We start from the raw sequence: 701 nt of genomic DNA, 5'->3' as shown, positions 1-701 counted from the left end.
AACCGTTGCTTCTGTCACTGGCTTTAGCTTTATCGTAAATGCACTATCTGTCGCAGGCATTTTTTGATTTGGTATGAAGCCTGTGTTCAAGAATAGTGAAAGAGTCATGAGGGGATGGGGTGATGAGGGAGATTGGCGATCGCAGGGAATTGAGTTCAATTGAGAGCGCGATCGCGCTCTTTTGTTGATCGTACTGGGATGAGTAGCGATCTCGCGATCATTCAGCATCGTTGCTAATTCTGTTCAGCGACCCTTGCGGTATCTGCAAAGCAGCGCGCTTCCAACCAAGCCTCTAAATCCGCCAACGTGGTGAAATTGAGTAAAGCTTCGCTGAGATCTTCCAGGACGGGTAAAGGTAGGGATGAAATCGCGATCGCTGAACTGGCAAGCGCGATCGCGTAGGATGCCTTGCAACGCATCAATCCATCAGCCTGGATTACGACCCACGATCGCCCTTCGTCAGCGTGCGATCATTATTTCTTGATATGAACCTGCAAAACTATCATTGATCGCATTATGGATTGCATCCATGTGTTGTTGAATCCGCGGCCACGATGTCGATAGCAAGACCACTACAGCAATCCGATGACTAGCAAGGTTTTGTTGGTAGCGGAGATTTTGATCAGTCGTGATGAGAAGGTCATATCCATTGCGTTCTGCCATGTTGAGCAGTTCACCATTGGTCAGTGCCGACCATCCTT

The 701-nt window shown here is 48.5% G+C and carries 3 protein-coding genes; all 3 read right to left on the bottom strand.

Annotation, left to right across the window (positions count from 1 at the left end):
- On the bottom strand, nt 1–228 hold a 228-nt coding region (locus GS601_RS23440), incomplete at its 3' end, for a hypothetical protein (protein ID WP_238393468.1).
- A gap of 5 nt (nt 229–233) precedes the next feature.
- A complete protein-coding gene (locus GS601_RS22685; RefSeq protein ID WP_202925305.1) occupies nt 234–419 on the bottom strand; it encodes a DUF4351 domain-containing protein in 186 nt (61 codons plus the stop codon).
- A 40-nt stretch (nt 420–459) separates the two neighbouring features.
- On the bottom strand, nt 460–701 hold a 242-nt coding region (locus GS601_RS23435; protein WP_238393467.1), incomplete at its 5' end, for a hypothetical protein.

Origin of the sequence: Myxacorys almedinensis A (assembly GCF_010091945.1) — a bacterium.
In the GTDB taxonomy this organism is placed as follows: domain Bacteria; phylum Cyanobacteriota; class Cyanobacteriia; order Leptolyngbyales; family Leptolyngbyaceae; genus Myxacorys; species Myxacorys almedinensis.
Note: the sequence above shows the minus strand (reverse complement) of the source record. Positions and strands in the feature narration are given on the sequence as shown.

Coding starts and splice junctions, on each gene's coding strand:
- GS601_RS22685 (WP_202925305.1), bottom strand. CDS start 419: ATGCGTTGCAAGGCATCCTACGCGATCGCGCTTGCCAGTTCAGCGATC.